This is a genomic window from Deltaproteobacteria bacterium, assembly GCA_035063765.1.
GTDB lineage: Bacteria > Myxococcota_A > UBA9160 > UBA9160 > PR03 > CAADGG01.
In genome coordinates this window covers 24243-48662 of sequence record JAPSFT010000007.1, presented here as the reverse complement: position 1 = coordinate 48662, position 24420 = coordinate 24243, and the positions used below count along the sequence as shown (strand labels likewise).

The following is a 24420-nucleotide window of genomic DNA, read 5'->3' as shown; positions in this document are numbered from 1 at the left end:
CGATGCCGATGCCCGATTGGCTCCAGAACCTCCGCACGCAGTTCCTGGCCTGGCCGCTCGGCCGCCGGCTGCTGTTCGCAGCGACGGCGGTCGGCTCGCTGGCCTTCTTCGCCTGGCTCGGCGCCGGCGCGGGCGGCCCGACCTGGGCGCCGCTGTTCCGCGGTATCGCTCCGGAGGAGATGGCCCGCGTCGTCGAGGTACTCGACGGGGAGCGGATCCCCTACCAGCTCGCGGCGGGGGGCAACGAAGTGCAGGTGCCGGCCGACCGCGTCTACGCGGCGCGCATCCAGCTCGCGGGCCAGGGCCTGCCGGCGGGCGGCGGCGCCGGTTTCGAGCTCTTCGACAAGCCGGACTTCGGGGTCACGGACTTCGTGCACCGCGTCAACTACCGGCGCGCCCTCCAAGGCGAGCTGGCGCGCTCGATCGCCCAGCTCGAGCCGGTGATGCGGGCGCGGGTGCAGATCGCGCTGCCCGAGCGCTCGCCCTTCGTCGGCGACCGCGAGCGCAAGCCGAGCGCCTCGGTGATCGTCGAGCTGCATCCGGGCGCAGCGCTGTCCGCGGCGCAGGTGCGCGGCGTCGTGCACCTGGTGTCGTCGTCGGTGGAGGGGCTGGCGGCAGACCGCGTCACGGTCGTGGACGGACGCGGGCGCATGCTCGCACCCGCCGGCGACGACGGGGTCGACCCGGCGCAGCCGGCCGGTACCGGCGAGTACCAGGCCCGGCTCGAACGTGAGCTGGGGCAGCGCGTCGAGGCGATCCTGGCGCCGGTGGTGGGCGCGGGCCGTGTCGTGGCGCAGGTGCGCGCCGACCTCGACTGGACGCAGACCGAGGAGACCGAAGAGCGCTTCGACCCCGACTCCCAGATCGAGCGCAGCGAGCAGCGCACCGTCGAGACCGACGAGGACGGGGTGGGGCTCGCCGAGGGCCCACCCGGCGTGGCCTCGAACGTGCCGGGTACGACCGAGACGCCGGCGAGCAGCGGCGGAGGCGCGAGCCGGCGCAGCTCGCGCACCAGCGAGACGATCAACTACGAGCTCAGCAAGACCGTCCGCCGCTCGGTCGAGCCTTCGGGTACGGTGAGGCGCCTCACCGTCGCCGTCCTCCTCGACGGCAAGAGCGGCGCCGATGGTGGTTTCACGCCGTGGGAAGAGCCGGCGCTACGCGACTTCGAGGCACTGGCGAAGCGCGCCATCGGCTTCTCGGAGGAGCGCGGCGACCAGTTGACGATCGCCAACGCCGCCTTCCAGGACGCTCCGGAGGGCGACGCTGGCGAGGCTGGTGGCTGGAGCGACGGCCCCGCCTGGCCGCTGCTCGCGCAGGTGCTGCGCGGGCTCGTGCTGCTCGCTGCGCTGGCGTTGGCGGGTGTCTTCGTCGTCCGCCCGCTGCTCGCGGCACTGGGCGGGGCGGGCGCGCCGCGGCTGCCCGCACGCGTCTCGGACCTCGAGGTGGAGCTCGGCGGTGGCACGCTCGCTGCCGCGGCGGCCGGTGCCAGCGGGCCGAGTCCGGCGGGCGCGGCGCAGCTCGCGCGCGCCCGGGCGGACGAGAGCGTGAAGGCCATCCAGAGCTGGCTGCAGCAGGGGTGAGGCGGTGCGTGGCGTGACGGAGGAGCGGGCAGCGGTGAGTTGCGAGACGGTGTCGACTGCGTTCACGCCCGCGTCGGGCGGGGCGGGCGCGTTCGCGCCCGAGCCGCTGCCCGCCGCCGGCGCGTTCCGGCGAGCCGGCGAGGCGCCGTGGCGCCCGGAGTCGCCGCCGGCTGCCGCGCCGCCGGCGCCTGCCCTGGACGTCGAGGCGATGCGCCGGGCCGCCTGGGAGGAGGGCGAGCGTGCCGGACGCGGCGCGCTGCCATGGCAGGAAGCCGACGCGCTGCGCGCCGCGACGGACGCGCTCGCCGCGGCTGCCTGCGAGCTCGGCGCCCTGCGCCGCGCCTACCTGACCGAGAACCGACGGCTCGTGATCGAGCTCGCCTGCGCGATCGCCGAGCGCGTGCTCGGGCTGCCGCCCGCGCCCCAGGACCTCCTCGCAGCGCTGGTGGACCGCGCCGTCGAGCTGTTCCCGCCCGACGAGCCGCTCGCGCTCCACGTCTGCGCAGCCGACCGCGCAACGCTCGGAGCGGGCCCGCAGGGTGCGACGCTCGAGCGCGACGGACGGCTCGTGCTCGTGACCGACGCCACGCTGGCGCCGGGCGAGGCGCGCGTGGTCGGCCGCAGCGGCGACGTGAGGGCCGTGGTAGCCGACGTCCTCGAGCGCGTGCGCGCCGAGCTCGCCGATGCGCCGTCGACGGCGCCCGAGCTCGGCGCGTCCACACCCGCACCCGAGCCTGTGCCGTGACCGCTGCCTACGACGCCCCGTTGCTCGCAGCGTGTTGCGAGCGCCTCGCCGCGCTGCCGCTCCTGCACCGCGATGGGCGCGTGCGTTCGGTGGTGGGCGCGGTGGTCGAGTCCGAAGGCCCGCCGGCGGCCCGCGTGGGCTCGGTCTGCCGCATCGATCCGGAGCGGGGTACCGGTGGCTTCGCGGCCGAGGTCGTGGGCTTCCGCGATGGCCGCTTCCTGCTGATGCCGCTCGAGGCGCCCCACGGCGTGGCACCCGGCTGGCGCGTGTCGCTGGCGCGCACCCATCCGCGCGTCGCCGCCGGCCCGGCGCTGCTCGGCCGCGTGCTCGACGGCCTCGGCCGCCCGATCGACGGCGGTCCCTCGCTCGACGGCGTCGCCTCGACCCCGCTCCACCGCGCGCCCGAGCCCGCACTCGGCCGCCCTCGCGTGCGCGAGCCGCTCGACCTCGGCGTGCGCGCGATCAACGCTCTGCTCACGGTGGGCCGCGGCGCGCGACTCGGCATCTTCGCCGGCTCCGGCGTCGGCAAGTCGACGCTGCTCGGTCAGGTCGCCCGCTACACGGCGTGTGACGTGGCGGTGATCGCGCTGATCGGCGAGCGCGGCCGCGAGGTACGTGACTTCCTCGAGCGTGACCTCGGCGATGGTCTTGCCCGCTCGGTAGTCGTGGTGGCGACCAGCGACGAGGCCCCCAACCTGCGCGTCCGCGCGGCACTCGCCGCCACGGCGATCGCCGAGTCCTTCCGCGACGCAGGCCGCCATGTGCTGCTGCTGATGGACTCGGTGACCCGCTTCTGCACAGCGATGCGAGAGATCGGCCTTGCTGCCGGAGAGCCGCCGGCGACGCGCGGCTACCCGCCCTCGATGTGGAGTGCGCTGCCCGCCCTGCTCGAGCGCGCCGGCACCGCGGTGGGTGGTGGCACGGTGACCGGTATCTACACCGTGCTCGTCGAGGGCGATGATCCGCTCGAGCCGGTAGCCGACGCCGCACGTTCGCTGCTCGACGGCCACATCGTGCTCGCGCGCGAGCTGGCCGAGCGCGGCCAGTTCCCGGCGATCGACGTGCTCGCGAGCGTGTCGCGCGTGATGCCGGACGTCGTCGATGCGCCGCACCGGCGTCTCGCCCGGCGCGCCCGCGAGGTGCTCGCCACCTGGCGTGAGGCCGCAGACCTGATCCTGACCGGCGCCTACCAGCCCGGCTCCGATCCCGCGGTGGACCTGGCGCGCCGCCTCGACGAGCCGCTGCGCCGCGTGCTCGCGCAGGAGCCCGACGAACGCGCCGGCCTTGCCGAGAGCGTGGCCGCGCTGGCCGGTGTGCTCGGGGAGCCGGCATGAGCGCGGGCTTCCGCTTCCGCCTCGATCCGCTGCTGCGCCTGCGCCGCTTCGCGCTGCGCCGGCGGCTCAGCGCGCTCGGCGCCGTGCGGCGCGAGCTGGCCGGCGGCCAGGCGCGCGAGGCCGAGGCGCGCGCGGAGGCGGCGCGGGTCGAACGGCGCGAGGGCGAGCGCCTGGCGGGCGGGCTCACCGCGGGTGCCGTGCGCACCGGCCGGCAGGCGATCGAGGCATGGCGCCTGCGGGCGGCCTTCGCTGCACGCGACGTGCTCCGGCTCGAAGGGCGCGCCGCATCCCTCACCGAGGACGTCGTGCGCGAGCGTGCCGCCGCCGAGAGTCTGGAGCGGTTGCGCGCGCGAGCCGAGCGCGCCTGGCGCGCCGAGCGCGAGCGCCGGCTCCAGCGCGAGCTCGACGACGTCGCCGCCGCCCGCTGGGCGCGCGGGAGGTTGCCTTCGTGAGACGCTCGCTCCGTGCAGCCGTCGTGCTCGGCACGTTGCTCTGGCCGGTCGGAAGCGGTCGCGGCCTTGCGGCACAGGATCCGCCGACACCGTCGAGCGGCGTTGCCGCGGCGCCCAGCGAGGAGGGCGAGCTCGCGCCGCTGCTGCGCCAGGTCCAGACGCGCCTCGAGGAGCTCGATCGGCGGGAGCGCGAGCTCGCCGAGCGCGAGCGCTCGCTCGGCGAGCTCTCCACGGAAGCGACCCGGACGATCGACACGCTCGCGGCCCTGCGCGGCACGGTCGACCAGCGCATCGCGACGCTCGAGGCGCTGCGCGGCGACGGTGTCGGCCGGCTCGCGAAGGTCTACGCGACGATGCCCCCGGCACGCGCGGCCGCACTGCTCGAGCGGCTGGAGCCCGAGGTGGCGACCGCACTCGTGGGCCGCATGAAGGGAAAGCGCTCGGCCGCGGTGCTGGCCTCGATGGCGCCGGAGAGCGCACTGCGCATCTCGCGCGCAACGGTGCTTCCTCTCCCGGCGGCCGGCGAGGCGGCGGCTCCGGAAGCCGGCGCCGGCGACCCCGCTCCGGCGCGGACGCCGAGGCTCGTGCGATGAATGCCGGCCTGACCGCACTGCCGCTCGCGCTCGTGCCCGCGGCGCCCGCGCCGCCGGCCGGGGAAGTGGGGCGTGCGGCGCTCGCGCAGGCGGGCGGAGCCGCGGTGTCGGCGACACCCGCCGTGCCCGCCCAGGCCGGGCGCGCGCCGGTAGGGCGGGGCGCTGCGTCTGTCTTCCCCGAATGGCTGGCGGCCGCCTTCGCGGGCGTGGCAGCAGGGGCGGTACAGCCGGCCCCTGCAGGGACGTCGCGTACCGCAGCTCCCGGCGACGGTGGGGCGCCCAGTAGCGCAACCGCGTCGCCCGTCGGTCCGACACGTCTGCGTGATGGCCGGGCGGCCGGGGTCGCCGGCGCCCTCCCGCCGCCGGCCGGCGGCGGCGCGGCCGGTGTCACGACGTCCGCACTGTCTGGCGCTCCGGGCGCCGCCGCGGCATCCGCTCCTCCCGGCGGCGCGGGTGCGCCATCGCGACCCGCGGCGCCCGTGACGCCCGTGGCGCCCGTGGCGCCCGCGGCGCCCGTGGCGCCCGCGGCGTCACCCTTGCCGCCCGGTGACGATGTGCCGCCCGGCGCGGCTGCCAGCACGCGCGCCGCCGGCACGACGGAACGAGCGGCGGTCGACGTGCTGACGCCTTCGGCCGCGTGCGGACCGGCTGCACCGCCTACGGGAGCCACCGGTGCTGGCGAAACCCGTACCCAAGAAGTCGTACCGGGCGCGAGTGCTGCCGCGATGCCGCCCGAGCGAGGCGCTTCCGCCGCTGCCGGGAGGGATCCTGCCAACGTGGGCGGGCTCGCCATGCCGGTCGCCGCGGGCGGCGGCGACGCGCCGGCGCGCCCGCCGCTCGTCGCGCTCGGGCCCGAGCCCTATGTGCCACCGACCGCCGCGCCGCCCCGTCTCGCGCCGACCGGCGCCGCACCGCGCGTCGCGCAGTCGGCTTCGCCGGCGGCCGGCGCGCCGCAGTCGCTCGCCGTTCCGCCGCTCGCGTCACCGCGCGCTGCCGACGCTGCATCGGCGCCCCCCGAGGCGGGGCTCGGAGCTGCGGCCGCGATCGGCTCGACACCGGCGCCCGCGGTGGCCGCGGCGCCGGCCGAGAGCGTGCCCGCCTCCGTCGCGCCGGGCGCTCTCGCCGATCGCATCGAATGGCTCGCCGCCCGCGGTGGGGGCACCGCGCGCGTGCGGCTCGACCCGCCGTCGCTCGGCGAGGTGGAGCTCGAGGTCCGCTTGCGGGGGCAGTCCATCGAGCTCACGCTGCGCACGCACGGCGAAGGCGCACACGCGCTGCTGAGCGCCGAGCGGGGCGCGATCGGTCAGATCCTCGCGAGTCGCGAGCTCCGGCTCGAAAGCTTCGTCGTGACGACAGGCGGCGGAGAAACGCCGACGGGTGTCGGATCCGAGGGCGGTGCGTCCGCTGGCGGGCGCGAGCCCGGCGGCGAGCCGCCCGGCCGTGGGCCGGCACCGGCTCCGCCAGCGGCCGGCACCGGCCCGCTCGCGTCGCCGCTACGGTCCGCCGCCGTATCGCGCGGTGCCGGACGCCTCGACGTACGCGTCTGAGCCCCTGGGAGAGGAGGAACCGCCTTGGACATCGCCGACGCCATCACCCGGCTTGCAACCCGGCTGCCCTCGCTGGAGGCGCGCAGCGCGGGCCTCGCGGGCCGCACTGCCGGCGCGCAAGGCGCCGAGGAGAGCGAGCCCGCCGAGCGTGCGAGCGCGCTCGGCCGCGACGAGTTCCTCACCATGTTGCTCGCGCAGCTCCAGAACCAGGATCCGCTGAACCCGCAGGACGCGACCGAGTTCACGGCGCAGCTCGCGACCTTCTCGATGCTCGAGCAGCTGATTTCGATCCAGTCGGGCATCGGGCGCGTCGAGAAGCTGCTCGAGGACGTGCTGACCGGCCAGCCCGCCGAGACGACCGGCACGGGTGCGGCAGCGCGCGCGCCGGTCGCGGTGCTGGCGCCGCCGGAGACCGCTCGATGAGTGGGTGGCTGGAGCGTGTGCTCGCGCGCTGGCGCTCGGCCCCGCCGTCCTTCGCGGCGGTGCTCGGCCGCGCGCTGGGTGACGAGGAGTACGCGACGCTGCGCCTCGCGGCGCTCGCCCGCACGCTGTCAGAGGCACCCGAAGTCGGCAGCGTGCCGCGCGTGCGGCCTCCGCTTCCCGAATCGTCCGTTTCCCCGCGCGCGGCCTTGGCCGCACGCATGTCGAAGGAGTGAACGATGCCCCTGTCCGGAGCCCTGTTCTCGAGCGTCAGCGGTCTCGACGCCACGTCGACGGCGATCTCGGTCGTCGGCGACAACATCGCCAACGTGAACACGACCGGCTTCAAGGCCCGCCGCACCGAGTTTGCCGACGTGCTCGGTCAGAGCATCTCGACCGCCGGTGGCTTCTCGCAGATCGGCGCCGGCTCCAAGGTGTCCGAGATCCGTTCGCTGTACACCCAGGGCACCTTCGAGACGACCAACCGCCAGACCGACGTCGCGATCGAGGGCCGGGGCTTCTTCGTGCTCGACGGCCCGCAGGGCCGCGCCTACTCGCGGGCCGGTATCTTCAACTTCGACTCGGACGGATACCTGGTCAGCCCGACCGGCCTGCGCGTGCAGGGCTACGGGATCGATCCGGTCACCGGCCTCTCGAACGGCCAGCTCGGCGACATCCAGATCTCGAACGCGATCTCGCTGCCGCGGACCACCGCGAACGTCTCGGTGTCGGCGAACCTGGGTGCCGCAGCGCCGTTGACCCCGGGCGGCTTCGACCCGGCGGATCCGTCGGGCAGCTCGGACCTCCAGACCGTCATCACCGTCTACGACTCGCTCGGGATCGAGCACGCAGCAACGCTCTACTTCACGCACACCGGGAGCAACGCGTGGGAGTGGAGCCTCGGCCTGGCACCTGGCGATACCACGCTGGCACCGGCCAATCCCGGCGACGCCACGGTCCTCCAGGGCAGCGGCACGCTGACCTTCGACGCCAACGGCATCCTGAGCGGTGCCACGGGCACGAGCTTGGTTCTCGAGTTCGGCGGCGGCGCGGCACCGGCGCAGGCGGTGACGCTCGACTTCGGGGCCTTCGGCGTCGCGGGCTCGGGCGGCACCACCCAGGTAGGCGACCAGCCCTCGAACATCAACGGGTTCACCCAGGACGGCTTCGGCCCCGGCTCGCTGCAGGGGCTGCTGATCGACTCCGTGGGCTACCTCTCCGGCGTGTTCTCGAACGGCGAGACCACCAGCCTGGCGCAGCTGGCGCTGGCCGACTTCCCGAACCTCGAGGGCCTCCAGCGGGTGGGCAACAACAACCTGGTGGAGACGCGCACCTCCGGGCAACCGCTGATCGGTGAGCCCCGCACGGGCGGCTTCGGTGCGGTGCGCTCGAGCAGCCTCGAGCAGTCCAACGTCGACCTCGCGACGGAGTTCGTGCGGCTGATCATCAACCAGCGCGCCTTCCAGGCCAACACGCGCACGATCTCCACCACCAACGACCTGCTGGGCGACCTCGTCCAGCTCGGCCGCTAGGCGGGGCGGCCGCGGCGCGCGCAGGCGTGCCGGGGGGACTCCGATGCGCGCAGGCCGACGAGCGACGGGGGTCGCGTTCGCGCTGGCGCTCGGCGCGGGAGCGGTCGGTGCGCGCGCGGACGACGGGCTCTACGAGGCGCCGCTGGCGGCGTCCGCCGGGCCGGTGCCGCGCTCGGCGATCTGGGTGCGCCCGGATCCCTGCGCTTCGCCCGCGCCGGAGCCGCCGCCGCCCGGGCCGCGCGGCGTGGGCCGCACGCTCGCCGCGCACGCCGAACGGCCGCCGTGTCGGCTCAGCGAGGCGGCGGCGGAACGGAACGTGCGGCTGCTGGAAGGGCTCGTGCTGGAGGTGACGGTGCCGCCGCGGCGGCGGAGGGGCCGCTGAGCCACGCCGCGGTCGAGCGGTGCTCCCCGACGATGCGCACGAGCAGGCCTGGCCGCCGCGCCGCACGCAGCAGATGCGCGAGTTCGCGCGCCGTCCAGGCCACGCAGAGCCAGCCGAGCGGGACCCACACCGATTCCACGCAGGGTAGGTGGCCGGGCGCCCCCGGGTCGTGTCAGCGCCGGCTCCCGCGGGCCTCCTCGTAGAGCGCGAGAACGGCGCTCCAGAGCGCGTCGTCGTCGCGCCCCGCGAGCTCGGTGGCGAGCGCCGGGTCCGCCTCGATACGGTCGACGACGCCGAGCAGCACGCCCGCGTCGAGCGGGCGGCCAGCTTCGTCGCCGTCGCCGCGGGCCAGACGGCGCAGGATCTGCTCGCGCCATGCCATCACGTTGCACATCGGCCGGCGGGGCACGGCGCTCGATCGGGAGAAACCCCTAGCCTGCGGCGCCACGGAGCCGGAGCGCGCCCGGGGGCGCCCGGAACTCAGGGAATGCCCTGATTGAGCGCCATCGCGCCACGGCCGATGCAGGGCCGACACGAGGAGGGGACGCGCTTGCCGAAGCCGGGGGCCGCTGCGCGTGAAGACCTGGACCGCCTGATCCAGGCGGCGGATCGTCTGCCGACGCTACCCGCGGTCGCGATCGAGGTGCTGCGGCTCGCGCGCGACGAGGATGCGTCGATCGAGGACGTGGCCTACACGATCGCGCGCGATCCGGCGCTGTCGGCCAAGCTGCTCCGGATGGCGAACTCATCGCTGTTTCGGCGCGGCGCGGCCGTCACGACGCTCCAGGAGGCGACCATGCGCCTCGGGCTCAAGACGGTGAAACTGATGGCGCTCAGCTTCTCGCTCGCCGAGGCCTTTCCGCGCAATGGTGACCGGGCGGGCTTCGACTACGGGCGCTTCTGGCGCCAGAGCCTGATCACGACCGTGGCCGCACGCACGCTGGCGCGGCTGGTGCACAGCCCGCACGAGAACGAGGCCTTCGTATGCGGGCTGCTCTCCCACATCGGCGAGCTCGTGCTCGCCGAGTGCGCGCCGGAGGGCTACGCGGCTCTGCGCACCCGCACGGGCGAGGGCACGCCCTGCGCCGCCCTCGAGCGCGAGATGCTGGGTTTCGACCGCCACGAGGCGGCCTCGATCCTGCTGCGCTCGTGGCAGATTCCCGAGCTGCTCTGGCAATCGGTGCTCTGGTACGGCCAGCCCGACGCGGCCCCGCCCGAGGTGTCGTCGGAGGTGCGCGAGCTCGCGGTGATGTTGCACCTGGCGGACACGACGGCGTCGCTGATCGGCGACGACAACAAGGGCGAGGTCCTGGGTGCACTCGTGGACCTGGCCCGCGAGCACTATGGCCTGGCGGCTGCCGAAACCGAGGCCTTCGTGGTCGGGCTCGAGGGCGGGATCCGCGAAACGGCGTTGCTGCTCAACGTGAAGCTGCCGAGCGCGGAGAGCCACGAGGCGCTGCTCGACCAGGCGCGCCGCCAGCTCATGGAACTGAGCGTCGTCACCGCTGCCGATCTCGAGGAGGCGACCCGCCGCACCGAGGAGCTGGAGCGCCGCAACCGGGAGCTGGCCACCAAGGCCCACGTCGACGCGCTCACCGGGTTGCCCAACCGCGCCCGCTTCGACGACTACCTGCAGGCGGTGATCGAGGCGCGCCTCGAGGGGCGTGGTGAGTACGCGCTCGGCGTGCTGATGATCGACGTCGACCGCTTCAAGCGCCTGAACGACGAGTTCGGCCATCCGGCAGGCGACGAGGTGTTGCGCCACGTGGCGCGCACGATCGCCGAGAACGTGCGCGACACCAGCTTCGCGGCCCGCTACGGCGGGGAGGAGTTCGTGATCGTCGTGCCCAACGTGACGCTGAAACAGCTCGAGCTCGTAGCCGAGCGGCTGCGCCGGTCCCTCGCCGACACCGAGGTGATGTTCGAGGACCGGCGACACCACGTGACGGTGAGCATCGGCGGCGCTTGTGTGGATGCGGTCCGCAGCTCGGACGCTGGCCTCGCGCTGGTGGCGCAGGCCGACGAGTGCCTCTACGAGGCGAAGCGGGCCGGGCGGGACTGCTGCGTGTGCCGCCACCTCGAGGGCCTGTAGCCGCGCCCCGTCGCCGCGCTCCGAGCGTGCGGACGCGGGCGCCGGACCGGAGATGCCATCCGTGCCGGGGTGCGGACCGTCGCCTCCGCGGGCCCGCGCAGGATCCAGCTCTGCGACCCCGACCTGCTGCGCGCCCGGTCGTACGGCGCGATCGAGCCCGGCACGGCGTCGATCGAGCGCTTGGTCGCCGAGCACGGCGTCGACTGCGGCTTCGAGCGCACCGGAAGCCTGTGCATGGCGTCCGGCGACGCCCAGGTCGAGGTGCGGGCGGCGGCCGTCGAGGCGGCGCACCGGGTCTCGGAGCAGCCGCGGTCTCGAGCGCCGTCTGATCGAGCACCGCCGGCCGCGCCTCGCTTCCTTCGAGCTCCCGCGCGAGCCGACGGGTAAGCTGCGCACCGGCCGGCTCCGCCAGTCCTATCTCTCGGCTCCTGCGACCTGACGCGCGCGGCCGCCCTGCGGCGACCGGGCGCGCGGGCGCCCTCGGCGGGCGGCGAGGGCCACGGTGGCGAGCGCCGCGAGCGAGAGCAACGAGAGCCAGGCGCCCGTCACGAGGCTCGCAGGCCGGTACGTGAACTCGACCAGGTGCTCTCCGGCGGGAACCGGTACGGCGCGATAGAGCCCGTAGGCGCGCAGGATCTCGACCGGCTCGCCCCCGACGCGAGCGACCCATCCGGGGAAGTAGGTGTCGCTCAGCACCAGGAACGCCTCGCGATCGCTGCGGACGGCGACGGTGACGCGCTCCGGCTCGTAGACGCGGATCTCGGCCGAGCCCACCGGGGCCGCGCCCGGAGACCCCGGGCCGGCCGCCGCCGGCATCCGTTCGAGCCAGACCGTGCGGCGGAAGTCGAGGCCGCCGTCGACCAGCGTCGCCAGCATCGCGTCGGGCGCCAGGACCCGGGCCTCGGAAACCAGGCGGGCCCGCGGGAGCGCGCCGGCGTTGGGTACCACGCGCGTGGCCATGCCCGGCGGGAGGTCGCGCTCGGGAGCGATCCCGACGCCGGGCGCCGGCGCCCGCGAGGCGTCGGGTCCGACCTCGGCGAACGCGACGAGCCCGGCGCCCGCGAGGTCGAGGAAGCGATCGCTCCGCTCGAGCGGCAGGCCGCCGAGGGTCCCGGCGATCGGCGCGCGGCCCGTGATCCGCTCGTGCAGCGCGGGCCACTGCCGGGGCGCGAGCGGCTCGAGGCAGCTCACGCGGTAGAGGTGCCCTGCCGGTCCCCCGGCCAGCTCGGGGCGCAGGTTCGGCAGGGCGACGCGGCTCGTCCCCGCCTCGCGCGCGAGCGTGGCGGCTCGCGCGGGATCGACGAAGACGCGCCCGCCCGCGCTCAGGTTGCGCGACCAGGCCGCGGGGACGTCGCGCAGCGACCCGACATCGGGTTGTGTTGCCAGCAGGAGATCCGCTCCGATCCCGGCGAGCAGGGCCGCGAGCGCGGCCGCGCGCAGGCGCGGCGCGTGTCGCCAGCGGGCCGCCAGGAGGATCAGGGTGGCGCCGCCAGCCGCGCGCGCGGCGGCGCCCGGGGCGCCGATCGCGGCGACGAGCGCCGCCGCCGCGACGACACCGCCGAGGGCGATCGATCGCCGGCGCCCCGGGAGCGTCGCGAGCCCCCGGGCGAGGTGCCCGAAGCCGATCACCGCGAGCGAGAGGGCGGCGAACAGGGGGATCAGGCGAAGCCTTTCGGGATCCCGGAACAGGCCCACGACCGGCAGCGCCGCGAACCGCGCGTAGAGGCCCGGAGCGGGCCCTAGGAAGCCGCCCGAGAGCACCAGCGCGAGGGTTCCGAGCCCGAGCAGGAGCCAGGCCCGTACCCGCCTGGCCTCGGCGGCGAGCCCGAGCACGAGGAGCAGGAGCGTCGCGGTTCCGAGGTATCCCGCTCCGGTGCCGTAGCCGAGGCTCACGAGCTTGGGCCCCGGGTCGACCGCATTGGCGAGGGCGCCGAGCGGCGTGAGCGGCGTCTCGCCGCGCCGATAGTGCACCTGCGCGGCCGAGAGCGCGCTGGTGCGCTGGCTCTCGCGGACGAGCTCGAGCGTGGGCAGGATCTGGACCGCCGCCACGCCCGGCGCGAGCCCCATGGCGAGCGCCAGCGCCGCCGCGCGCGCCGCAAGGACCCCCCAGCGAACCCCGTGCCGAACACGCTGCTCCACCAGCAGGGCGAGCGCCCACGGTCCGACGATCAGGTAGCCGTAGACCGTGAGCTGCGGGAAGCCCGCGAGGATCTGGAGGGCGGCACAGACGACGAGCAGGATCCACCATCGGACCCGCCATCCGCGACCCAGGACGTCGACACAGAGGAGGATCGCCGGGAGCCAGACGAGGCTCGAGAGGCTCGGGGGCCAGAAGCCCTCCCCGAGCACACAGGCGAAGACGTAGAGCAGGCCCCCGAGCGCCCCCGCCCACCAGCTCCCACCCCAGCGGCGGAAGAGTGCTGCGGCCAGGATCCCCGCGAGCAGGGTCTCCAGCAGCGCCCGGATCGCGATCGCCTGCTCCGCGGGGAGCGACAGCGCGAGCCAGCTCGCCGGATGGAACACCCCCACCTGGAGCGTCGCGAGGAGCGGGATCCCGCTGCAGGAGAAGGGGTTCCACAGCGGCAGCTCGCCGCGACCCATCCGCTCGGCGACGAGCCCGGTCATCGGGAGGTAGTAGTGGACCAGGTCGTAGGGAAAGACCGACCCGATGGCGCCGGGGGGCGCGTGGAAGCGGAGCCAGAGCGCGCCGGCGCCCGCCACGACGGCCGCGAGCCCGCCCAGGGGAGCCGCCCATGCACCCCGTCCTGTCCGATCGCGAGGCCCCAGGCGGGGTCCTCCTTCGCGTGCGTCCGGGCGACCCGCGGGACCCGGGCGGATGCCACGGGTCGCCGTCGCCTCGCGCTCGCGTGCCGGCGCCACTCGACGCCGCTATGGAACCACGCTGCCGCCGATCGCGCCGCTCGCCGCGCCGCTCGCCGCCCCGAGCTGCGGCCGGGGCCGACGCGGGGCGCGATCGGGTGCGGACGCAGGGGGGGAGGCGGGCGCGAGAGCCCCTTCTTCCATCGGCGAGCCGATGGGTCATCATCCCGGGAGCTCGACGAACCCTCTCCTCCGCGACGAGGTTGGCGATGCGCTCCCTGCACGCCCAGCTCGGTGTGATCCTGCTCGGCTTCCTGCTGCTGGTCGGGGGCTCCGCGGTCGCGACGATCCTGGCTGTACGCGCCCAGGCGAGCGACGCACTGCTCGTCAACGTGGCGGGTCGCCAGCGCATGCTGGTGCAGCAGATCGTGAAGGACGCCCTGCTGGCGGGCCAGGGCGGGGCCGGCGCCGCCGCCCTCGAGGAGGCGGATCGGGCCTTCGCGGCGGACCTCGCGGCCCTGATCCACGGCGGGCCGGTGCGGGTGCTCTCCGACCGCGCCGTGGTGGTGCCGGCGAGCCGTGACCCGGGGATCCGCCACGGTCTGGGCCAGGTGGAGCGCGCCTGGAGCGCCTTCCACGCCGAGGTGGCGCGCGTGATCGAAGCACCGCGCGCAAGCCCCGAGGCCCGGACCGCGCTCGAGGCCCTCGAGCGCAGCGCCCCCGAGCTGATCCAGAAGACGGACGCGGTGGTGAGCCTCTACGAGGCCGCCTCCGCGCGCAAGATCGCCCGCCTGAAGGGGATCCAGGGCGTCTTCCTGGGGAGCGGCCTCCTGCTCCTGACCGCGGGCATCCGGACCACGCGGCGTTCCGTGCTCCGGCCCTTGCGGGACCTCTCGCGGGCAGCCAGCCGGATCGGCGGGGGGGACCTCCGCTCGCCGGTCCCGCCGCAGGGACTGCGCGAGGTCGCCACCGTCGCGAACAGCCTGGAGACGATGCGCGGCCAGCTCGAGGCCTCGCAGCGGACCCTGCGGGCGTGGGCGGACGAGCTGGAGGATCGGGTGGCCCGGCGCACCCAGGAGCTGGTCGCCCTCTTCGAGGTGAGCCGCGAGATCTCCTCCCGGCTCGAGATCGACCACATCCTGCGCTCGGTCACGGACAAGGCGCGGGCGCTTCTCGGAGCGGACGTCGGCGCCCTGTGCCTGGTGGACGACGACGGGCGGGTCCTGAACCTCCAATCGACGAGCGGGCCGAAGGAAGCCATCGTGAGCGCGTGCCTCCCGGTGCAGGATCCCCCCGCCGACCAGGTCCTGGTGGCGGAGCGGGCGCTCGCGTGCGGCGCCTCGGGCTGCGCCGGCGCGTGCAGCATGCTCGCCGCGCCGTTCCGGGCGAGCCACCTGGCCGCGCGCCTGCAGGTGGGCGATCGCGTGATCGGGGCGCTGTGCGTGTGCAGCGGGCGCAGCGACGCGTTCGCGGCGGACGCGGCGAACCTGCTCACCAAGCTCGCCGACTCCGTCGCGATCGCGCTCGAGAACGCTCGTCTCTACCAGCAGGCCGAGCGGCTGGCCATGCTCGAGGAGCGCCAGCGGATCGCCGCGGAGATGCACGACGGCGCAGCGCAGACGCTCGGCTTCCTGGAGCTGAAGGCGGGTGAGATCTCGGCGCTGGCCGCCGCCGGGCGCGCGGGCGAGGCGGCCGACGGGCTGGGCCGGATGCGCGCCGTGATGGCCCAGGCCTCCCGCGAGATGCGGCAGGCGATCGCGGCCCTGCAGGAGCCGCCGAGTGCCCCACTCACGCTCCACGAGCGGCTCACCCGGCTGGTCCAGGAGAGCGAGGCGCACGGGGAGCCAGGCGCCCGCGTCACGTCGATCCTGCTCCCGCCGCCGCTGGTCCTGCCGCCGGAGGCGAGCGAGCAGGTGCTGCGGGTGGTCGGCGAGGCGCTCGTGAACGCGCAGCGGCACGCGCGTGCGGAGCAGATCACCGTACGGCTCGAGCAGCGTGCGGGGGAGGCCAGCGTGACGGTGGAGGACGACGGGCGGGGCTTCGACCCGAAGGCCCCCTGCCCGGACGGCGCGAGCCACTTCGGGCTCAGCATCATGCGGGCGCGCGCGGCGCGTCTGGGCGGCCGGCTCGAGGTGGTCTCCGCTCCGGGAAGCGGCACGCGCGTCGGCCTGCGCTGGCCGGCCGCACCCGCCCACGACGGTGCATCCGCCGCCCCGCCGGAGCGGCTCTGAGCATGGACCGGATCCGTGTGCTCCTCGCCGACGACCACGCGCTCTTCCGGGAGGGCCTGGCCGGGATCCTCGGCGCGGAGCCGGACTTCGAGGTGGTGGGCGAGGCGAGCGACGGGCTCGAGGCGCTCGTGAAGGCGCGGGAGCTCGCGCCGGACCTGATCCTGATGGACGTCCAGATGCGCGGCGCCGACGGCCTCGAGGCGACGCAGCGGATCAAGCTCGAGCGGCCCGCCACCGCGATCGTGATGCTGACGGTGCGCGACGACGAGGAGGCGCTGTTCCAGGCCATCCAGAGCGGCGCCCAGGGCTACCTGCTGAAGAGCATCCGCTCGGACGAGATGCTCGGGCTCTTGCGGGGCGCCGTACGCGGCGAGGCCGCGATCAACCCGGGTCTGGCGGCTCGCATGCTGGAGGAGTTCCGCCGCCTCGCCCAGGAGGGGCCGGGCTGGTCCGGCGAGCCCGCGGCGACGCTCTCGCGCCGGGAGCAGGAGGTCCTGGGCCTGGTGGCGGAGCGGGCGACCGACAAGGAGATCGCCGACGCCCTGCACCTGAGCCTGAGCACGGTGAAGAGCCACATGCGCAACATCCTGGCGAAGCTCCACGTGAGCAGCCGTCACGATGCCGCGCGCTTCGCGCGCCCGCCGGGCGCGGCCGGGCGCCGGGGCTGACCCTCCTCCTCCGTCTCGCGGACTAGTTCTCGGGCCCTGCCGCACCGGTCGCGGGCTCGTCCTTCTTTCGTCCTCCAAACCACTCCCGCGAACGATGGAGCGCGCTCGGGCGCGCGCCTAGGCTCGTCCCGTATCGCACGACGACAGGGCGGAGCGCCGCACCGAGAAGAGACACGATGCCCGGCGACACGAGACGGCGTGTCCTGTTGTTGTGTACGGAGCCTCTGCTGGGCGATGGGCTGGGGGCGATCCTGGGCGGACTGGAGGACATCGAGCTCGTGGGTCCGCTGGCGCTCGACGAACGGGCGGTGCGGCGCGCCGGGCGTCTCCAGCCGGACCTCGTGCTGCTCGCCGAGGATGGCGGTGGGGCCTCGGCCGGCACGCACTTCGTGGCCCGCCTCCTGGCGCACTGCCCGGACGTGCCGGTGATCCGCGTGGGCCTGCGGGAGGACACGATCCACCTCTTGACCTCCCGGACCGTACCCGCCAGCCGGACCGAGCTGATCGAGGCGATCCGCCGCCTGCCGCTGCGCAGCGACCCGGGCGCACGCCCTGCTGCGCGCGCTCCCGAGACGAAGCGATAGGAGGCGCCGATGCGATTCCGACGTGGCTCTCGCGTGCTCCCCGGCCGGCTCGGTCCGCCGGCGCTGGCCCTCGTGCTGGCCGGGCTCGCTCCGGCAGCCCCGGCGCGAGCCCAGGCTGCGGCGGCACCGGCGGCCGAGGGCAAGACCCTCTTCGGAACCCTTTGCGTGGCCTGCCACACGGTCGGTGGAGGCGCGCTGGTCGGGCCGGACCTGGCGGGCGTGACGGAGCGGAGGCCGCGGGAGTGGCTCCTCCGCTGGATCCGGGAGCCGGATCGCATGCTCGCGGCCGGGGACCCGACGGCGCAGCAGCTCTTCGAGGAGTTCCACCGGGTCCCGATGCCGAACCTCGGGATCGACGCCTCGCAGGCGGCCGCGCTGCTGGCCTTCCTCGAATCCGGCTCGGCGGCGGCGCCGGCACGGCCGGCGGAGCTGCCCGCGGGCGACCCGACCGTCGGCAAGGCGCTCTTCGTCGGCGAGCGGCGCTTCGCGAACGGGGGGCCGCCCTGCATGGGCTGCCACAGCGTCGCCGGGCTCGGCGCACTCGGCGGCGGCGCGCTCGGGCCGGACCTGACCCCGTCCTACAACAAGTACGGTGGCGCGGCCGGCCTCGCGAGCTTCCTCGAGGGCGTTCCCACCCCGACGATGAAGGCCGTCTGGGCGCCCCGGCCGCTCACCCCCGCCGAGCGCGCGGACCTGCGCGTCTTCCTCGAGCAGGCCTCGGTCTCGGGGCGGCCGATCGAGGCCGTCGGCAAGCTCGCCGCCCTGGCGACCGGCGGGGCGGTGCTGCTGCTCGCCGTCGCCCAGATCCACTGGCGCAAGCGGCTGGTCGCGGTGCGCCGGCCCCTGCTGGCCCGCGCGCGGCAGGATCGCAGCGTCTGAGCCCTTCCGGAGGCGACACACCCATGGGTTGGATCCAGGATCTCGTCAAGCCGCAGGCACGCCAGTGGGAGCAGTTCTACCGCAACCGCTGGCAGCACGACAACGTGATCCGCTCCACGCACGGGGTGAACTGCACCGGCGGCTGCTCGTGGGCGATCTACGTCAAGGACGGCGTCATCACCTGGGAGATGCAGCAGACCGACTATCCGCTGCTCGAGCCGCACCTCCCGCCCTACGAGCCGCGCGGCTGCCAGCGCGGCATCTCGGCCTCCTGGTACGTCTACAGCCCGATCCGCGTGAAGTACCCCTACGCGCGCGGCGTCCTCCTCGACCTGTGGCGCGCGGCGCGCAAGGAGCACGCGAACCCGGTCGAGGCCTGGGGCGCGATCGTCGAGGACGAGGCCAAGCGCACGCGGATCCAGCAGGCGCGCGGCAAGGGCGGCTTCCGCCGCACCCGCTGGGAGGAGGTCCAGGAGCTGATCTCCGCGGCCTGCCTCTACACCGCAAAGCGATGGGGACCGGACCGGGTGTTCGGCTTCTCGCCGATCCCGGCGATGTCCTACCTCTCCTACGCCGCCGGCTCGCGCTTCCTCCAGCTCTTCGGCGGCGTCAACATGAGCTTCTACGACTGGTACGCCGACCTCCCCAACGCCTTCCCCGAGGTCTGGGGCGACCAGACCGACGTCTGCGAGGCCGCCGACTGGTACAACTCGAAGTACATCGTGGCGATGGGTTCGAACCCCAACATGACGAGGACCCCCGACGTCCACTTCATCTCCGAGGCCCGGCACGAGGGCGCCAAGTTCGTGGTGATCGCTCCCGACCTGAGCCAGGTGGCGAAGTACTCCGACTGGTGGATCCCCGTCAAGCCGGGAACCGACACAGCCCTGTGGATGGCCGTGAACCACGTGATCCTCAAGGAATTCTACGTGGACCGGCAGGTGCCCTACTTCACCGACTACGTGACGCGCTACACGGACGGCCCCTTCCTGGTCGAGCTGCACCCGGGCGGCGAGGGCCAGGGCCATCGCGCCGGACAGATGCTGCGCGCCGGTCGCCTCGAGCGCTACGCGCAGGAGGACAACGGCGAGTGGAAGCTCCTGATGATGGACCGCGCGAGCGGCCAGCCGAGGATGCCGAAGGGCACGGTGGGCTTCCGCTGGAAGACCCAGCCCGGCAAGTGGAACATCAAGCTGGAAGACGGCCAGGACGACAGCCCGATCGAGCCGGTGCTCTCGTTCCTCGAGGAGCACGACGAGGTCCTCCAGGTCTCCTATCACGAGTTCGGCACGGGGAAGACCCAGCTCCGCGGGATCCCGGTGCGCTACGTGCAGACGAAGGACGGCCGCGTACCCGTCGCCACCGCCTTCGACCTGCTCGTGGCGCAGTTCGGCGTGGGACGCGGGCTTCCCGGCGAGTACGCGACGAGCTACGACGAGATCGCACCCTACACCCCGGCCTGGCAGGAGGAGCAGACCGGCATCGGCCGCGACACGGTGATCCGCCTGGCGCGCGAGTTCGCGAGCAACGCCGAGGCCACGGGTGGCCGCTCGATGGTGATCGTCGGTGCCAGCATCAACCACTGGTACAACAACAACCTGGCCTACCGGGCGCCGATCACGGCGCTGCTCCTCTGCGGCTGCTGCGGGCGCAACGGCGGGGGCATGAACCACTACGTGGGCCAGGAGAAGCTGACCCTCGTGGCCCCGTGGACCAGCCTGGCCTTCGCCACCGACTGGGGCATGGTGCCCCGCCGCCAGCAGTCGCCCACCTGGCACTACGTGAACAGCGACCAGTGGCGCTACGAAGGGGACTTCACCGACTACGCGCCGGTGCCGCCCGGCGCGAAGTGGGCCAAGGGCCACGCCATGGACCTCGAGACCATGGCGGTGCGGATGGGCTGGATGCCCTACTACCCGCAGTTCGACCGCAGCCCGCTGGCGGTGGCCGAGGAGGCGGAGACCGCGGGCGCCACCACCCGCGAAGCCGTCTCGGACCACCTGGCCCGGGCGCTGCGCGACAAGACGCTCCGCTTCGCGGTCGAGGACCCCGACGCGCCGGAGAACTGGCCGCGGGTCTGGTTCATCTGGCGGGGCAACGCGCTCCAGGCCAGTGCCAAGGGCCACGAGTTCTTCCTGCGCCACTACCTCGGCACCCACGACAACATCGTCGCGAGCGAGCACGCCCGGGACAAGGTCCGGTCCGTGACCTTCCGCGAGCCGGCGCCGCGCGGGAAGTTCGACCTCGTGGTGGACCTGAACTTCCGCATGGACACCTCGGCGCTCTACTCCGACGTCGTCCTCCCGGCGGCCTTCTGGTACGAGAAGAACGACCTGAACAGCACGGACCTGCACTCCTTCGTGCACCCGCTCGGCCAGGCCGTGCCGCCGGTCTGGGAGGCGAAGACCGACTGGGAGATCTTCAAGGGCTTCGCGAGGTCGGTGAGCGAGATGGCGCCGCTGGCCTTCCCCCACCCGGTCAAGGACCTCGTCGCGACGCCGCTCATGCACGACACGCCCGACGAGCTGGCGCAGCCCGAGCCGCTCGACTGGGCCCGGGGCGAGTGCGAGCCGATCCCCGGCAAGACGATGCCCCACTTCCAGGTGGTGGAGCGCGACTACAGCAAGCTCTATCACCAGTTCATCTCGCTCGGCCGGCATGCGCGCGAGAACGGCTTCAGCGGAAACGGGGTGCACGTGCCCGCCCGGGAGTTCTACGACGAGCTCCTGGCCAGCCCGGTCGGGGGCTCGCCCGATCCCCGGCACAAGCGCTGCGTCGAGTGGGACGGGCAGAAGTACCCGAGCCTCGAGGACGCGCTCGACGCTGCCAACGCGCTCCTGCACCTGGCGCCGGAGTCCAACGGCGCGGTCTCCCTGGCCGCCTTCCGGCACGAGGAGGAGGTGACCGGCGTGCCCCTGGCGGACCTGGCCGAGGGCGTGCGCGACGTGCGCATGACCTTCCTCGACCTCACCCGCCAGGTGCGCCGGACCCTCGTCAGCCCCTGCTGGTCGGGCAACGTGAACGACGGCCGTGCCTACGCGGCGTGGTGTCTGAACGTGGAGAGGTTGATCCCCTGGCGCACCCTCACCGGGCGCCAGCAGTTCTACATCGACCATCTCTACTACCTGGACTTCGGCGAGCACCTCCCGACCTTCAAGCCCCGCCTCGACCCGCGCCGGACCGGTGACATCGTCAACAGCCCGGTGGACGAGCAGTGCCTGGTGCTCAACTACATCACGCCGCACGGGAAGTGGAACATCCACTCCACCTACAAGGACAACCACCGGATGCTCACGCTCTCGCGGGGCATGGATCCGATCTGGATCAACGACAAGGACGCGGAGCGGATCGGCCTCGAGGACAACGCCTGGGTCGAGGTCTACAACGACAACGGTGTGGTGGTGACCCGCGCCAACGTGAGCGCCCGCGTGCAGTCCGGGATGTGCCTCTACTACCACGCGGTGGAGCGGACCATCTACATCCCGAAGTCCCAGATCCGGGGCGGGCGGCGCGCCGGAGGCCACAACAGCCTGACGCGCACCCGCATCAACCCCGTCCAGCTCGCCGGGGGCTACGCCCAGTTCAGCTACGCCTTCAACTACTGGGGCCCGATCGGGATCCTGACCCGGGACACCTACTGCGTGGTGCGGAAGCTCGAGAAGCTCGAGTGGTAGCCCGGCCTCCCCGCGAGCGGGAGCCAAGGAGTCGGCCAATGGACGTTCGTGCACAGGTCTCCATGGTGTTCCATCTCGACAAGTGCATCGGCTGCCACACCTGCAGCGTCGCCTGCAAGAACATCTGGACCGATCGCAAGGGCACCGAGTACATGTGGTGGAACAACGTGGAGACCAAGCCGGGCACCGGCTACCCCACGCTCTGGGAGGACCAGGAGAAGTACAAGGGCGGCTGGACGAAGAACGGCGAGCGCCTCGCCCTGAAGCTCCACGGCCGGGTGGGCGGCCTGTCCAACCTCTTCTTCAATCCCTACCTGCCGACCGTCGACGACTACTACGAGCCCTGGACCTACGACTACGGGCACCTCTTCGACGCGCCGGCGGGCGACGACCAGCCCACCGCGCGCGCGGTCTCGATGATCACCGGCAAGCCGATGGAGATCGAGGCAGGCCCCAACTGGGACGACGACTACGGGGGCTCGCCCCTCTACGCCGAGAACGATCCCAACCTCGACGCGCTGACCGAGGAGGAGCGCGAGCAGCTCACCGAGATGGAGCGCGTGGTCTTCTTCTACCTGCCGCGCATCTGCAACCACTGCCTGAATCCCGGCTGCGTGGCTGCCTGCCCGGCGGGCGCGGTCTACAAGCGCGGCGAGGACGGCATCGTGCTGCTGAGCCAGGAGAAGTGCCGCGCCTGGCGCATGTGCATCTCGGGCTGCCCCTACAAGAAGACCTACTACAACTGGTCCACGGGCAAGTCCGAGAAGTGCATCCTGTGCTATCCGCGGCTCGAGAGCGGTCAGCCCCCGGCTTGCTTCCACTCCTGTGTCGGCCGGATCCGCTACCTCGGCGTCCTGCTCTACGACGCCAGCCGGATCGAGGCCACGGCCTCGGTCCCCGACCGGGACCTGGTCGAGGCGCAGCGCGAGATCATCCAGGACCCGCGCGACCCGCGGGTGATCGCGGCCGCGCGCGCCAACGGGGTCTCGGACGCGATGATCGACGCCGCGCAGCAGTCGCCGGTCTACCGGTTCGTGAAGCAGTGGCGCCTCGCTCTGCCCCTGCACGCCGAGTTCCGGACCCTGCCGATGCTCTTCTACGTGCCGCCGATGCTGCCGGTGCTCGCGAAGGTGAAGGACGGCCGCTACGACAACGCCGACGCGGCGAGCACGAGCCTGGCGCCGCTCCTGAGCTCGCTCGAGCGGGCGCGCATGCCGCTGCGCTACATGGCGAAGCTCTTCTCGGCGGGCAACGAGGAGGTGGTCGCGGCCTCCTACCGCAAGCTGATCGCCGTGCGCATCTACATGCGGGCCAAGACGGCGGGCGGGATCTCCGACGCGGAGGTGCAGGAGGCGCTGCGGGTCGGAGACACCACCCCGGCCGAGGTCGAGGCGATCTTCCAGCTCACCGCGAGGCCGACCTTCGAGGAGCGCTTCGTCGTGCCGCCGCTCGGCCGCGAGAGCGCGATCGAGGCGATGCGGGATCCGCTCGAGCAGAAGCGCGAGGGTGGCTTCGGCTTCCGCAAGGCTCCGGTCCGGGGAGCCTAGCGATGACGGTCGCCTCTCTCGATCGCCGTGTCTTCCAGCTCTTCGCCGATCTGCTCGACTATCCCCGTCCCGGCCTCGGGCCGATCGCCGAGCACTGTGCGGCCCTGGTGGGAGAGGAGGTCCCGGCGGCCGCGACCCTGCTCCGCGAGTTCTCGTCGTTCGCGACGGGCAGCCCGCAGGCACGGCTCGAGGAGACCTACACGGGCCTGTTCGAGCTCGATGCCTCGCATCACCCCTACGTCGGCTATCACCTCTTCGGTGAGTCCTACAAACGCAGCGCCTTCCTGCTCGGGCTCAAGGCCCGCTACCGGCGCTACGGGATCGAGTGCGGCACCGAGCTGCCGGACCACGTGGCGGCGGTCCTGCGCTTCCTCGCGGCGAACGAGGATCCGGAGGAGGCGCAGGAGCTGATCCGCGAGGCCCTGTATCCCGCCCTCGGAAGGATGGCGAAGGGCAGGACCGAGGAGCCGCCCGACCCCGACGTCCCGCAGCCGGCGCGGCCCGGCTCCCCGTACCGGGGCCTGCTGCACGCCCTCGTGCTGCTGCTGGAGACGCGGCTGCCGGACGTGCGCGACCCCGCGGCAGGCACATTCGTCGATCCGCAGCCCTCGCTGGCCTGCGAGTAGGAGGAGGCGGTCCCCATGTGGAACAGCGTGCTCTTCGTCGCCTTCCCGTACGTGGCGGTCACGATCGCGATCCTGATGGCGATCGTCCGCTACCGGAACGACCGCTTCTCCTACTCGAGCCTCTCGTCGCAGTTCCTCGAGAACCGCACGCTCTTCTGGGGCTCGGTGCCGTGGCACTACGGAGTGATCCCGATCCTCGGCGCGCACCTGCTGGCGCTCGTCTTCCCGGGCCTCTGGGGCGATCTCATCGCCGACGAGCTCCGGCTCTACGTCTTCGAGGTGACGGGTCTCGCGCTCGCGCTCATGACCGTGGTCGGGCTCGTGCTGCTGCTCGGGCGCCGCATCCGCAACCCGCGCGCCCTGGCCGTCACCTCGACGATGGACTGGCTGCTCCTGGTGGTGCTCCTCGCCCAGGTGGCGCTCGGCGCGTGGGTCGCCCTCGTCTACCGCTGGGGATCGGACTGGTACCTCCACACCGCCGTGCCGTGGCTGGTCTCGCTCCTGCGCTTCGAGCCTGAGACCCAGTACGTGACGGCCCTGCCCTGGGCGGTGAAGCTCCACATGCTGGGCGGGTTCCTCGTGATCCTCCTGTTCCCCTTCACGCGCCTGGTGCACCTGGTCACCTTCCCCGTCACGTACCTGTGGCGGCCGATCCAGGTGGTGGTCTGGAATCGGAGGGCACAGGGCTGACCCTGGGGCTGCGCCCGCGCG

The 24420-nt window shown here is 73.7% G+C and carries 21 protein-coding genes; 19 read left to right on the top strand and 2 right to left on the bottom strand.

Annotated features, from left to right (window positions below):
* Window positions 1-2 precede the first annotated feature (2 nt).
* The 10 genes from fliF to OZ948_06625 all read left to right on the top strand — a co-directional run bounded on the left by fliF (window position 3) and on the right by OZ948_06625 (window position 8588).
* Window positions 3-1583, top strand: coding sequence for a flagellar basal-body MS-ring/collar protein FliF (gene fliF / locus OZ948_06670; protein MEB2344402.1), 1581 nt, complete (start codon window positions 3-5; stop codon window positions 1581-1583).
* Between the two features lie 34 nt (window positions 1584-1617).
* A complete protein-coding gene (locus tag OZ948_06665) occupies window positions 1618-2328 on the top strand; it encodes a hypothetical protein (protein ID MEB2344401.1) in 711 nt (236 codons plus the stop codon).
* Complete coding sequence (locus tag OZ948_06660) at window positions 2325-3662, top strand: FliI/YscN family ATPase (protein ID MEB2344400.1); 1338 nt, start codon at window positions 2325-2327, stop codon at window positions 3660-3662. Before OZ948_06665 ends, OZ948_06660 begins: the two co-directional genes overlap by 4 nt.
* A complete protein-coding gene (locus tag OZ948_06655) occupies window positions 3659-4114 on the top strand; it encodes a flagellar FliJ family protein (protein MEB2344399.1) in 456 nt (151 codons plus the stop codon). Before OZ948_06660 ends, OZ948_06655 begins: the two co-directional genes overlap by 4 nt.
* On the top strand, window positions 4111-4707 hold the full coding sequence (locus OZ948_06650) for a hypothetical protein (GenBank protein MEB2344398.1): 597 nt from the start codon (window positions 4111-4113) through the stop codon (window positions 4705-4707). The genes OZ948_06655 and OZ948_06650 overlap by 4 nt, the downstream gene beginning before the upstream one ends.
* 776 nt (window positions 4708-5483) lie before the next feature.
* The gene (locus OZ948_06645; GenBank protein MEB2344397.1) at window positions 5484-6254 is read left to right on the top strand and encodes a flagellar hook-length control protein FliK; all 771 of its coding nucleotides are present in this window, start codon (window positions 5484-5486) and stop codon (window positions 6252-6254) included.
* Window positions 6255-6278: 24 nt separating this feature from the next.
* Complete coding sequence (locus tag OZ948_06640) at window positions 6279-6677, top strand: hypothetical protein (GenBank protein ID MEB2344396.1); 399 nt, start codon at window positions 6279-6281, stop codon at window positions 6675-6677.
* On the top strand, window positions 6674-6910 hold the full coding sequence (locus tag OZ948_06635; GenBank protein ID MEB2344395.1) for a hypothetical protein: 237 nt from the start codon (window positions 6674-6676) through the stop codon (window positions 6908-6910). Before OZ948_06640 ends, OZ948_06635 begins: the two co-directional genes overlap by 4 nt.
* A 3-nt stretch (window positions 6911-6913) precedes the next feature.
* Window positions 6914-8206 (top strand): flagellar hook protein FlgE, encoded by a 1293-nt coding sequence (locus OZ948_06630; protein ID MEB2344394.1) that lies wholly within the window; start codon window positions 6914-6916, stop codon window positions 8204-8206.
* A 43-nt stretch (window positions 8207-8249) separates the two neighbouring features.
* Complete coding sequence (locus OZ948_06625) at window positions 8250-8588, top strand: hypothetical protein (GenBank protein ID MEB2344393.1); 339 nt, start codon at window positions 8250-8252, stop codon at window positions 8586-8588.
* A gap of 172 nt (window positions 8589-8760) precedes the next feature.
* On the opposite strand, the gene OZ948_06620 is transcribed toward OZ948_06625, so the two are convergent.
* On the bottom strand, window positions 8761-8997 hold the full coding sequence (locus OZ948_06620; GenBank protein MEB2344392.1) for a hypothetical protein: 237 nt from the start codon (window positions 8995-8997) through the stop codon (window positions 8761-8763).
* Between the two features lie 141 nt (window positions 8998-9138).
* Between OZ948_06620 and OZ948_06615 the strand changes: the two genes are divergently transcribed.
* Window positions 9139-10680 carry a GGDEF domain-containing protein gene (locus OZ948_06615; protein MEB2344391.1) on the top strand — a complete coding sequence of 514 codons (1542 nt, stop codon included), beginning with the start codon at window positions 9139-9141 and terminating at the stop codon, window positions 10678-10680.
* A 414-nt stretch (window positions 10681-11094) separates the two neighbouring features.
* On the opposite strand, the gene OZ948_06610 is transcribed toward OZ948_06615, so the two are convergent.
* On the bottom strand, window positions 11095-13401 hold the full coding sequence (locus OZ948_06610; protein ID MEB2344390.1) for a YfhO family protein: 2307 nt from the start codon (window positions 13399-13401) through the stop codon (window positions 11095-11097).
* Between the two features lie 368 nt (window positions 13402-13769).
* Here OZ948_06610 and OZ948_06605 point away from each other — a divergent pair, with 368 nt between their 5' ends.
* The 8 genes from OZ948_06605 to narI all read left to right on the top strand — a co-directional run bounded on the left by OZ948_06605 (window position 13770) and on the right by narI (window position 24399).
* Window positions 13770-15731 (top strand): type IV pili methyl-accepting chemotaxis transducer N-terminal domain-containing protein, encoded by a 1962-nt coding sequence (locus tag OZ948_06605; protein MEB2344389.1) that lies wholly within the window; start codon window positions 13770-13772, stop codon window positions 15729-15731.
* Between the two features lie 2 nt (window positions 15732-15733).
* Window positions 15734-16399 (top strand): response regulator transcription factor, encoded by a 666-nt coding sequence (locus OZ948_06600; GenBank protein ID MEB2344388.1) that lies wholly within the window; start codon window positions 15734-15736, stop codon window positions 16397-16399.
* Between the two features lie 176 nt (window positions 16400-16575).
* Window positions 16576-16983 carry a hypothetical protein gene (locus tag OZ948_06595; GenBank protein ID MEB2344387.1) on the top strand — a complete coding sequence of 136 codons (408 nt, stop codon included), beginning with the start codon at window positions 16576-16578 and terminating at the stop codon, window positions 16981-16983.
* A 9-nt stretch (window positions 16984-16992) separates the two neighbouring features.
* Window positions 16993-17862, top strand: coding sequence for a cytochrome c (locus OZ948_06590; protein ID MEB2344386.1), 870 nt, complete (start codon window positions 16993-16995; stop codon window positions 17860-17862).
* Window positions 17863-17885: 23 nt separating this feature from the next.
* Window positions 17886-21536, top strand: a complete 3651-nt coding sequence (locus OZ948_06585) for a nitrate reductase subunit alpha (GenBank protein ID MEB2344385.1) — start codon at window positions 17886-17888, stop codon at window positions 21534-21536.
* A gap of 38 nt (window positions 21537-21574) precedes the next feature.
* Window positions 21575-23083 (top strand): nitrate reductase subunit beta, encoded by a 1509-nt coding sequence (gene narH / locus OZ948_06580; GenBank protein MEB2344384.1) that lies wholly within the window; start codon window positions 21575-21577, stop codon window positions 23081-23083.
* A 2-nt stretch (window positions 23084-23085) separates the two neighbouring features.
* Window positions 23086-23709, top strand: coding sequence for a molecular chaperone TorD family protein (locus tag OZ948_06575; GenBank protein MEB2344383.1), 624 nt, complete (start codon window positions 23086-23088; stop codon window positions 23707-23709).
* 15 nt (window positions 23710-23724) lie between these two features.
* A complete protein-coding gene (gene narI / locus OZ948_06570) occupies window positions 23725-24399 on the top strand; it encodes a respiratory nitrate reductase subunit gamma (GenBank protein ID MEB2344382.1) in 675 nt (224 codons plus the stop codon).
* The last annotated feature ends 21 nt before the right edge of the window (window positions 24400-24420 follow it).